The following is a 10583-nucleotide window of genomic DNA, read 5'->3' as shown; positions in this document are numbered from 1 at the left end:
AGAATCGCCGGTGGCCGCCGCAAGCCGCTCGCTCGCTACGGCGCTATGAAAAGCGCGCGTCGCAAGCGGCTTGCTCCCGAGCTGCTACACCACCGGTGGGGGCACGACCTCAAGAGTGGTTATACAGACAGTGGGGTCAGGCTCTGAAATTTTTAAGAGCCTAGCGAGAGCCACTTCCGGCCGACCTTCTGCAACATCAAAATCAGCTTGCATACAAACCGCTAGATGTCCAAGGGTTGGCGGTGCTGCGTCTACCGCCCGCATAATGATCGGCCGGGCCGAAGTTACTGAGCCAGATCGTATCAAAATTTTAACCAACACAGACGCGGCATATATGTTGTCAGAATATTTTTCAAAAAGCGGCCTTAATATTGACTCGGCCTCATCATATTCACCAAATTTCTCTAACTCTACTCCTAGAGCTGATCCAACACCAACATCGGTTTGGAATTTTCTCTTTGCGTCCCTAAGCGTCTTCAAAGCTCCGGCGAAATCACCGGCGTAGTCCTGAGCACGAGCAAGGTATATGTAGTAATGAGAGTCGTCATTTGGGCCGACTACTATTTTATTAAGATAAGATAGCGCGCTCTCATATTGATCTAAACCAAGATAAGCACGGCCCCATTGCCACTCGACCCACTCGCTCTCGTGATTAAGGCCATAAAAAGATAGAATTCTTATTGCCTCTTCATATTCTCCTCTATAAAGCGTTGCATCCACATGCGACGTTTTGATACCGAGATGAGCAGGGGCTTGTTCAACCAAATTTTTATAAGCCTTCTCACCCGATCGCTTGTCACCAAGACGAATAAGGCAAGATGCGCGGCGCATTTCAGATGTTTGATTCAATGGTCGAATTAACAGGGCCTGACTGTATAGGTCAAGAGCCGACTTGAAATTGCGTGAGCGCACATAGTGATAATCGGCTGAGGCAACCAATTCATCATAATAATATTTTCCAGCTCCCTCTGAAAGCCCCTTCAGGTTCCCATCAACTGACAAAAGTTGATGATAGTAACTTTCACGTATCCACTTCGGATCATCATCTTTTTGATATACGTATCTGTAGAGAGACGCAACCTTAGAATGATCTACGGCCATCGGCCGTGAAATATGATTGTTTTCGTCTTCAAATTCATCTTGAGATGAGTTCTTTAACTTGAATAATCCTATAGTAGACCATATTGAACCCCATCGTTGATCCGGCTGTGAGTAAATTACCTCTTCTTCCTGAGCCGCCGAAATCGAGGCCTTTTCTGATAAGCCTTCAAGAATAACAATCGGAACTAATACGCGCAAGCTTGCCGCGGCCAATACTGCCGACCTTGCATCAGGCCCGACGATTCTTCCCCACAGCTCGTCCCTCAGCTTATTCGAAAGCTCATTCACGAACGATTGATCGAGAAGCAGTCCCGCGCCCGCTCGTTGGAGTGCTCGTGCTGCCAAAACCGTGATGAGGGGATGGCGGTCAATCGCATCGAGGAGAGATTGCGGATATTCCGATAGTCCAGATGCAGATCTGTTAAAATAATCATCAATAATATTTGTTACAGTCGAATCGGTGGCATAGCGACCGACTCGAACAGTCGCCGGAGCTTCATTCACGATGTCGATAATCTTTCGGGGAGGGTACTCGCGCCGACTACCAATTATTACCTTTATTCTTTCCTTACTAAGAATTATAGAGAGGACAGAAGCTAGCTCTGGATCCTCGATCTCACCGCTTACATTGCAGATGACATCGAAATTATCGTAGAAGACAATTAGATTAGATGCTACTTTATTCAATAGGCGCCGGATCGTCGGCTCTGCAGCCTCAAGTGAGAGGTTCCCTAGCACGCTTAGTTGTTCTGGAGCTAATCTAATTCCAAGTTGAGTGAACATTTCTTCGATAAATGCCCACGCGTTCTTAATGCGGCGCCCATCGATCTCAACGACAAGCTTGCCATACGATCTTGTAGCAAGAAGCCGGTGCACGAGTGTCGTTTTTCCATACCCAGAGCCCCCATGAACGACCGCTAGCTTGCCAGAACCTCGCAAGAATTTTTCAAGGATGTCGAGTTGGGCGCCCCGTTCTCTAAAGTGGACCTTTTCCTCAATCTGAAATTGCGATGTTAGGCCTCGGTCGACGGCGCCTTCCACAAGCTTAGTGAACTCGGACGTTCTGACGCGTCTTTCGATATCCGGCGCGAGGACGGCTTGAAGCATTCCCACATCCAGCAGCTGCCTTGTCAGCGCGGTAACTTGGAGGTCAATATCAAGGGCTTCGATCAAATCGTCGCGTGCCGGGAGACTATCAGGAGATTGGTTTTCGATTTCCATCCAGATTTGCCATTGACGAAATCTGGCGTTCTTCACAGCTTCTTTGGCTTGGTTGGCATTTAGTAACACGTCTGTGTTTCTGCCTGAGATAACATTAAAATATGCATTGCCATTTCGTGTTCCTTGTACCACAGGCGGCTGGACGTGAAAGCCGATCTCGCGTAAGCACTCTTGTAACTTTTCTGGAATCCAGCAAGCGTTGTGCCTTTCACTCACTGGGAACCGAATAAGATCTTGAATAATAAATGTATCGCTCGCTCTAATTGAAGTGAATACGTGTTGTATAAGTTTTTCTGTATCTACAATTCGGAGCTCGTGGAGAACATTCCTGCATACTACAATCTGAAAATCCGGGACGTCTGGCCATTTATCATAGAAGTCATTAAGATCAATCACCTCAACTTTTCGATTAATCTTTAGTTGCCTCGCGAGTTCCTGCACCTTTGCTAGATGATGCGCATCATCGATTCCAATATATATCCATGATAAATTATTCTTAAAGTGAGGAAGGTCAAATATTCGTCTAAGTAATGTGCCTTGTCCGCATCCAATATCGACAACCGCTCCTGCCGCAACTTTGCCGATTCGTTCTGATAGCGAAAGAACTATGCTAGCTAGCTGGGAGTCGGTGGTGGCATCTTCAGGGGGTTGCGTGCTCAATGCGAGATATGTTTCGATATATCGTTCTACGGCGAATTTTTTTAATTTTTCTTCAGTCGGCACAAGCCCCTCCCGTTCTATGCATTTACCTTACACAGCAGAGCGCGCGCTGCACAAACGAAAATGTGCTGGGGTGTCCCTCTCGCCTGAGCTGTGCTCACATTCGTCAACCTGATCCAATATCGTAACGGCATGCGAGGACCCTGCGGTAGTCTGCCACGCATGCACCAATTTAGCGGTTAACGACAGCTTCGTCTTAAATTGGGTAGCCGCCGCAACGACCAAGGCCCGCCCGTGGCATTTGTGACGCGGCGGCGCGCGTTGTATATGCCGATGCTGCGCGGGCCATGGGAAACGGCGCCGCGGCCGGAGATCGAGCCAGATTGCACACCGACGCCGAACATTCCCCCTCGCCGCTCAGCGCCTTGCGCGCGAGCGGGCTCACAGGACGTTGCCGGCCGCCCGGCGATAAATCCGTCTCGCATCGCTCGCTGATCCTGGGGACGCTGGCGGTGGGCGAGACGCGGGTCGAGGGGCTGCTCGAGGGCGACGACGTTCTGCGCACCGGCGAAGCCTGCCGCAAGCTCGGCGCGCGGATCGAGCGGCTCGGGCCGGGGAGCTGGAGCGTGCGCGGGCCGGGCCTCGGCTCGCTGCTGGAGCCGCGCGAGACGCTGGATTTCGGCAATGCCGGCACCGGCTCGCGGCTGATGATGGGCGTCGTCGGCGGCCATCCGATCACCGCGCGCTTCGATGGCGACGCCTCGCTGCGCAAGCGGCCGATGCGCCGCATTCTCGATCCGCTGGTCCTGCAGGGCGCGCGCGTGCTGGAGCAGGCGGAGGGCGGGCGCTGCCCCATTCTGCTGCAGGGAACCGCCGAGCCTCTGCCGATCGAATATAAGACGCCGGTGGCCTCGGCGCAGATCAAATCCGCCGTGCTGCTGGCCGGGCTGAATTCGCCGGGCCGCACTGTGGTCATCGAGAGCGAGGCCTCGCGCGACCATACGGAAAAAATGCTCATCCATTTCGGCGCCCGTGTCGCCTCCGAGCCTTATGGCGAGCATGGGCGCAAGGTGACGCTGGAGGGAAGGCCCGAGCTGCGCCCGAGCCTGGTGCGCGTGCCGGCCGATCCGTCCTCCGCCGCCTTCCCCATTGTCGCGGCGCTGATCGCCGAGGGCTCGGAGATCGTGGTCGAAGGGGTGATGACCAATCCGCTGCGCTGCGGCCTCCTCACCACGCTCGCCGAGATGGGCGCGAAGATCGCGCTCGAGAACGTCCGAGAGGAGGGCGGCGAGGAGGTCGCCGATATTCGCGTGACCGCCTCGCGCCTCGCGGGCGTGGACGTTCCGGCGGCGCGCGCGCCGTCGATGATCGACGAATATCCGATACTGGCGGTGGCCGCCGCTTTCGCCGAGGGTGAGACGCGAATGCGCGGGCTCTCCGAGCTGCGGGTGAAGGAGTCCGATCGTCTCGAGGCGATCGCCGCGGGGCTGAAGGCCAATGGCGTCGATTGCGAGATCGTCGGCGACGATCTCATCGTGCGCGGCGGGGCGGGGCGCGTGAAAGGCGGGGGAAATGTCGAGACGCATCTCGACCATCGCATCGCGATGAGCTTTCTCGTCATGGGGCTCGGCGCCGACGCGCCCGCGGTGGTGGACGACGATCGCATGATCGCGACGAGCTTTCCGAATTTTCGCGCCCTGATGGAAGGGCTGGGGGCTCGCTTTGCCTGAACGGGGACTTGTCATCGCCATAGACGGGCCGGCGGCCTCGGGGAAGGGCACGCTGGCGCGCCGGCTCGCGGCGCATTTCGGCCTGCCGCATCTCGACACCGGCCTGCTCTATCGCGCCACCGCCTGCGCGCTGCTCGACGATGGGCGGCCGCTCGACGATATTCGCGCCGCGGTGGAGGCGGCGCGCGGCCTCGCGCTCTGCGATTTCGACGAGGCGCGGCTGCGCTCGCGCGAATTGGGCGAGGCCTCTTCCGTCGTCGCCGCCATTCCGCAGGTGCGCGCGGCGCTCATCGAGGCGCAGCGCAGCTTCGCCTCGCGCTCGGAAGGCGCGGTGCTGGACGGGCGCGACATAGGCACGGTGATCTGTCCCGACGCCGCGGTGAAAATCTTCGTCACCGCCAGCGCCGAGAAGCGCGCGCAGCGCCGCGCGCTGGAGCTGGCCTCGCGCGGCGAGCGCGTCGATTATGCGCATATTCTCGAGGACATCCGCCGGCGCGACGAGCGTGACAGCGGCCGCAGCTCGGCGCCGCTGAAAATCGCCGATGACGCCACGCCGCTCGACACCACCGATCTCGACATAGAGGAAGCCTTCGCGGCCGCCTGCGCCATCGTGCAGGAGAAGGCGGCGCTCGCTGGCTGACGCGGAACGCGCGAATGAGCGGGGACGGGACGAGAAAAATTTTTCGCTTCGCGCCGTCGCCGAACGGCTATCTCCATCTCGGCCACGCTTTCTCTGCGTTGCTCGATTTCGATCTCGCGCGGCGCGAGGGCGGCCGCTTCCTGCTGCGGATAGAGGATATCGACCAGGGGCGGGCGCGGCCGGAATTCGAGGCCGCGATCTATGAGGATCTCGCCTGGCTCGGCCTGTCCTGGGAGGAGCCGGTCCGCCGCCAGTCCGAGCATCTCGAGGACTACTCCGCGGCGCTCACAGAGCTCGACGCGCTGGGCCTGCTCTATTCGTGCGTGTGCTCGCGCGCCGACATCGCCCGCTCGAGCACTGGGCGCGATCTCGACGGCGCGCCGCTCTATCCTGGAACCTGCCGCGGCAAGGGGCTCGCGCGCGCCGGCGCCAATCTGCGGCTCGATATGGCGAAGGCCGCGGCTCTCGTCGGCGGCGAGGTCTCCTGGCGCGAGCATGGAAAGGTGATCGTCGCCCCGCCGCAGGATTGGGGCGACGTCGTGCTGGGGCGCAAGGATATAGGGACGAGCTATCACATCGCCGTCGTGGTCGATGATGCGCTCCAGGGCGTCACCGATGTCGTGCGGGGCAGGGATCTCTTCGAGGCGACCCGCATTCAGCGGCTGCTGCAGGAATTGCTCGGCCTGCCGGCGCCGGCCTATCGCCATCATGCGATGGTGCTGGACGAGGACGGCCGCAAGCTGGCCAAGAGCCGGCTCTCCAAGCCGTTGCGGGAGCTGCGGGCGGAAGGCGCGACGCCGGCCGATGTGCGTGCCATGGTCGGGCTGGCGTGAGACCCTCAATCCTTGTCCGGCGGTCCTTTGTCGGAGAGGAGCGCGGCGACCCAGCGGCTCGATGGAAATTGCTCGCAGAGCGTCAGAAAGGCGATGGCGATGGGCACGCCGATGAAGGCCCCCGGCAGGCCCCAGAGAAAGGTCCACAGCAGGACGGAGAAGACGACGACCGTCGGCGACATTGCGAGCGCCGAGCCCGAAAAGGCCGGCTCCAGCCCGCTGCCTATGACGAGCTGGACCATGCTCAGAACGCCGAGCACGAGAAGCGCGGCATGGCCCGAGTCGAATTGGGCATAGGCGAAGAGCGCGGGCAGCAGCGTCGCCACCGCAGGGCCGATATAGGGCAGATAATTCAAGGCGAAGGTGAGCACGCCCCAGGCCGCCGCGCGATCGAGGCCGATCGCCAGCGCGAACAGAAAGACGAGGGCGCCGGTGGCGAGGCTCGCCGCAGTGCGCACCAGCATGTAGCGGCGCAGCTTTTGAGCGATGCTGGCCCCGGCGTGAAGCAGCGAGCGCGCCGTCTCCTCGCTGCGCGAGGCGGCGAGCTTCTTCTCGAATCCGCCGGCTTCGGCGAGGCCCATGATCACATAGATCAGCACCACCAGAGCAAAGCCGATGAATATGTTGATCCGCGTCGCCGCGGCGCGGATCATCGCCAGCACCCAAGCCGCGCTGAAATGCTCCGTGACCAGCGACGCGACGAAAATATCGTGCGCCTCCAGCCATTTGGTCGCATTTTCGAATGAGGTTTTCACGCGCTCGACATTGTGGATGAACCAGTCGACGATCTCGCCGCCGCTCCACACGATGAGCGAGGACAGAGCGATCATCACGGCCAGCGCGATGAGAATGCTGAGGAGCAGCGCCACAGGCCGCGGCGTCATCGTCTGCAGCCATTGCTGCAAGGGCCAGAGCAGCGCGATGATGAATAGCGCGAAGACGACCGGCTCCAGCACGGACTGGCCGATCGAGAAAGCCGCCAGCATCACGAATGCGATGACGATGACCGCCGCCGTATCGGCCGCTCGCTCTCCCATCGCTTCCCCCTTTGTCGCGAGCGCAGACGCTCTCGGGGACAGGTAGAGCGCCGCCGTCTTTCGAAAACGTCTCCTGCGAAGCCTCGCGGCAATAAAGCTCCGCGCCGAAGGCGGCGCGATTGCCGAGCGCGCGCCGAGCGCTAATTGGCGTCGAGCCTTTTGGATGAATTGGAGAAGCGACCATGGACAGTGAGACCGAGAATTGCTCGCGCCGCGCCTTCGCCATGGGATTGCTGGCGGCGCTCGTCGCATCGCCGCTCATCGTCGCCGGGCCCTCGGAGGCGCAAGCGCAGGAGCGGCGGTTCGTGCGCCCGTCCCATACGCAGCGTGTCGCGATCCCGCGCAGCCATGCGCGCGGCCCGCGCACGCATCGCAGCCTCTTTCGCGTGCGGCGGCGCGTTCCTGTCCGGTGAGGCGCAATTAGGGTAGGGGTCGAGATGAACGATTATAGCGTCGCGCCGGAATTCGGAGAGCAGGCGGCCGTGGCGCGTATCGGCTCCTGGCTGAAACGCAAGGCGCCCTATCTCATCGTCCTGGTTCTGGCGATATTCGGCGTCGCCTATACGAGCCTCGCCCAGCAGCCTCTCTATGGCTATTGGGAGTTTCTCGGCGTCGCCATCGGCGTCGCTTGCGTCGCGATCGGCTGGCGTCAGGCGAGCGACCGCGGCGCGCGTTTCGCGCTGGCGCGCACGCAGGCGCTGCATTGGGCGGCGTTTCTCGTCGCCATGAACATTGTTCTATGGCCGAGCGTGAACAGCTTCCTCAATGCGCCGGCGACCGGGCTCGCTCTGCTGCTGCTGCTGGCGCTCGGCACTTTCGTCGCCGGGATTCATGTCTCCTTCGACATCGCCGTGCTCGGCCTCGCCATGGCGGTCGCCGTGCCGGCCATCGCCTGGTTCAAGCAATCGGCGCTGTTCCTGATCCTGGCGGTCATCCTGCTCGGCGCTTTCGCCGCCGCCCTGTGGCGACGCGGCGACGCTTCGGCGTGAGCCTTCAGCGCCCCTGCTGCGTGGCGATGCGGGGATTGTTCGGCGCCTTGGCGATCAGCTGATCGATACGATCCCGCTCGCGCTTGAAATCGGCGAGCAGGCGGCCGTCGAACTCGCGCGTGCGCGCCAGCTTGACGCGCATCGGATCGACGAAATGGCCGTTGACCATCACCTCATAATGGAGATGCGGGCCGGTCGAGAGGCCGGACGAGCCCAAAAATCCGACGATCTGGCCCTGCTTGATGCGGGTGCCCTCGCGAATCCCGCGCGCGAAGCCGGACATGTGATTGTAGGCGGTCGAATAGCCGTTGGCGTGCTGGATCTCGACGCGGCGGCCGTAGCCGCTGTGCCATCCGGCCTCCACCACCACGCCATTGCCGGCCGCCAGAATGGGCGTGCCGATCGGCGCCGCCCAATCGACGCCCGTATGCATCTTGTAATAGCCGAGGATCGGATGGCGGCGCATTCCGAAGCCGGATCGCGTCTCGCCCGCGGCGATCGGCTTGCGCACCAGGAATTTGCGGCTCGAGCGGCCGTTCTCGTCGTAATAATCGACGAGCCCGTCGTCTCCGGTCTGATAGCGATAATAGCGCAACGTCTCGTTGCGCGTGGTGATGGATGCGTAGAGCAGGGCTTCGCGCCCCGAGCCTTCCTCGTTCTCGTCATAGAGGACGTCGAGCGAATCGCCGCCATTGACGCCGCGCTGCAGATCGAGATCGCTGGCGAAGATGCGGACGAGCTCATTGATGATGGGGCGCGGAATATCCTGCTTCAGCGCTGTTTCGTAGAGCGAATCATAAAGGCGCATAGCGCCGGGATCGTCGTCCCTTTCGCCGCCGTCCTCGTCTATGCTCGCCGCGCCGCGCCGACCGACCTTGGCCAGATTGGCCGGCGCCGTCACCTGGAGGAAGGCCCCGCGGTCGGTCGCCGCCACCATGGTCTCCAGACGGTCGTCGGCATAGATGGAGATGCGGGCGAGCTGCAGATTGGCGCCGGAAGCGTCGAAATCGGCGAACAGCAGCTTGATCCTCTGGCCCTCGCGCGCCGCGGTCTCGACGCGCTTGCCGCCGAAGGCCGCCGCGACCGCGCCGATCGTCGCCTTGGGCACGCCATTGGCGACGAGCGCGTCGACGAGAGTCTCGCCGCGACGCAGCACGATGAGCTTCTCGTCCATCTGCGTCGGCTGCGGCACTGCCGAGCGGGGCGCGATGGTGACGTTTTCCGGCACCATGCGCACTTCTATGGCCGAGAAGGGCGCCGTGACCGAAGGGGCTCCGGTCGTGGCGTAGGCGAGGGCCTGCGGATCGAGGGAAGCGCGGCTGGTGCGCGACAGCAGCAATTGCCCGGGGAGGGGCAGCGCCGCCTTGGCGCCGGCCGCGAGCTGTGTCTTCGCCTGCTCGGCGACCTGCGCCCGACATTCCTCGAGCGACAGCGCCGCGCTCTGCCGCTCGGTCTCGTCGCTCGCGAAATCGCGGGTGACGAAAGACACCTCGGCGTCGTCGGGCGCTATCTCCGGCTCTGCCGCGCTATCGGTGGCGTTGCGGGAGTCCGCCAGCAGCTTCAGCGGATTGAAGGCGGGCACTTCCTCGGCGAAACTTGTCGGCGCCAGCGTCAGCGTCGTCGCCACATGCGTATAGGCGCGCGTGCGCATCACTTCTTTGTCGCCGGCGCGGGCCGTCGTCGTCGTCTTGAACGTCTGCTTGGCCGCGATAATATCCACCGAACGCAAAATTCGGTCGCCCTTCTTGGGATTGACGACCTGAGCGTCCCTCTCGTCCTTGCGCCCGATCTGCGCGCGGGTCGGCGCCTCGGCGAAACGGGACTGATGGTCGAGCGCCGTATAGGCCGCCGAACTGATGAGCAGAGCGCCGGAGAGGCCTGTGAGCACAGTGCCGGACAGCCAACGGACGGAAACGCGACGGCGGTCGAGCGGCGAGTGTCGCTGGCCGTCCGCTTCTATGGCCGGCTGATCGCCGAGGTCGGTCCAATCGACCTCCGCCAGAGCGTGAGCGAGGCGCCTGTTCGCATCGAGGGGCATTGAGTGGCGGCCGATCCGTTTTCGGGTTCGATAAACGACTGAGACGCTGAGCGCTTCGATGGGCGGCTTCGGGAGCGGCTCCCGAAGCTACAAAACGAAGCCTGCGCATTATGGCCCAATTGCGGCGCTGAAGTTATCCACCGACGAATCGCCCGGATTTCCGAGGGTTTATGGGTTCGACGACGGTTTCGTGAAAATTCTCGAAACCGCTTGTTGACAGTTTGGAGGGGGTGGCCCTATAAAGCGGCCATCGACGGCGGCGCTGCCAACGAGCAGCGAACGAAGTCGCTTCTTCGTCTTCTAGCGGAGTTCAGCCACCCGGCTGGTTCGTCGG

At 61.2% G+C, this 10583-nt stretch carries 8 protein-coding genes; 5 read left to right on the top strand and 3 right to left on the bottom strand.

What is annotated here, in order from left to right; translation table 11 throughout:
* Nucleotides 1–84: 84 nt before the first annotated feature.
* A complete protein-coding gene (locus tag FMZ75_RS20315; protein WP_166145902.1) occupies nt 85–3045 on the bottom strand; it encodes a methyltransferase domain-containing protein in 2961 nt (986 codons plus the stop codon).
* Between the two features lie 284 nt (nt 3046–3329).
* On the opposite strand from FMZ75_RS20315, the gene aroA reads away from it, so the two are divergent.
* The 3 genes from aroA to gluQRS are packed head-to-tail and all read left to right on the top strand — an operon-like array spanning nt 3330 to nt 6185.
* On the top strand, nt 3330–4712 hold the full coding sequence (gene aroA, locus FMZ75_RS20310) for a 3-phosphoshikimate 1-carboxyvinyltransferase (RefSeq protein ID WP_166145899.1): 1383 nt from the start codon (nt 3330–3332) through the stop codon (nt 4710–4712).
* Nucleotides 4705–5352 carry a (d)CMP kinase gene (cmk, locus tag FMZ75_RS20305; protein ID WP_166145896.1) on the top strand — a complete coding sequence of 216 codons (648 nt, stop codon included), beginning with the start codon at nt 4705–4707 and terminating at the stop codon, nt 5350–5352. Before aroA ends, cmk begins: the two co-directional genes overlap by 8 nt.
* A gap of 14 nt (nt 5353–5366) precedes the next feature.
* Nucleotides 5367–6185, top strand: a complete 819-nt coding sequence (gluQRS, locus tag FMZ75_RS20300; protein ID WP_166145893.1) for a tRNA glutamyl-Q(34) synthetase GluQRS — start codon at nt 5367–5369, stop codon at nt 6183–6185.
* 5 nt (nt 6186–6190) lie between these two features.
* Here gluQRS and FMZ75_RS20295 read toward each other — a convergent pair whose 3' ends face one another.
* Nucleotides 6191–7222: an AI-2E family transporter gene (locus FMZ75_RS20295; RefSeq protein WP_166145890.1), complete on the bottom strand. Its 1032-nt coding sequence runs from the start codon at nt 7220–7222 to the stop codon at nt 6191–6193.
* A gap of 182 nt (nt 7223–7404) precedes the next feature.
* Here FMZ75_RS20295 and FMZ75_RS20290 point away from each other — a divergent pair, with 182 nt between their 5' ends.
* Both FMZ75_RS20290 and FMZ75_RS20285 read left to right on the top strand, forming a co-directional pair.
* Complete coding sequence (locus tag FMZ75_RS20290; RefSeq protein WP_166145887.1) at nt 7405–7635, top strand: hypothetical protein; 231 nt, start codon at nt 7405–7407, stop codon at nt 7633–7635.
* Nucleotides 7636–7659: 24 nt separating this feature from the next.
* The gene (locus FMZ75_RS20285) at nt 7660–8211 is read left to right on the top strand and encodes a hypothetical protein (protein ID WP_166145883.1); all 552 of its coding nucleotides are present in this window, start codon (nt 7660–7662) and stop codon (nt 8209–8211) included.
* A 4-nt stretch (nt 8212–8215) separates the two neighbouring features.
* Here the strand turns inward: FMZ75_RS20285 and FMZ75_RS20280 are convergent, their stop codons facing one another.
* A complete protein-coding gene (locus FMZ75_RS20280; protein WP_166145880.1) occupies nt 8216–10249 on the bottom strand; it encodes a M23 family metallopeptidase in 2034 nt (677 codons plus the stop codon).
* Between the last annotated feature and the right edge of the window lie 334 nt (nt 10250–10583).

This window comes from Methylosinus sp. RM1 (assembly GCF_011378635.1).
In the GTDB taxonomy this organism is placed as follows: domain Bacteria; phylum Pseudomonadota; class Alphaproteobacteria; order Rhizobiales; family Beijerinckiaceae; genus Methylosinus; species Methylosinus sporium.
The sequence above is the reverse complement of the archived record's forward strand: the minus strand, read 5'-3'. Positions and strand labels throughout refer to the sequence as shown.

Bases quoted from the DNA above. Each gene is read 5' to 3' on its own strand.
- FMZ75_RS20285 (WP_166145883.1), top strand. From the start codon at position 7,660: ATGAACGATTATAGCGTCGCGCCGGAATTCGGAGAGCAGGCGGCCGTG.
- FMZ75_RS20295 (WP_166145890.1), bottom strand. From the start codon at position 7,222: ATGGGAGAGCGAGCGGCCGATACGGCGGCGGTCATCGTCATCGCATTC.
- FMZ75_RS20290 (WP_166145887.1), top strand. From the start codon at position 7,405: ATGGACAGTGAGACCGAGAATTGCTCGCGCCGCGCCTTCGCCATGGGA.
- aroA (WP_166145899.1), top strand. From the start codon at position 3,330: ATGGGAAACGGCGCCGCGGCCGGAGATCGAGCCAGATTGCACACCGAC.
- gluQRS (WP_166145893.1), top strand. From the start codon at position 5,367: ATGAGCGGGGACGGGACGAGAAAAATTTTTCGCTTCGCGCCGTCGCCG.
- FMZ75_RS20280 (WP_166145880.1), bottom strand. From the start codon at position 10,249: ATGCCCCTCGATGCGAACAGGCGCCTCGCTCACGCTCTGGCGGAGGTC.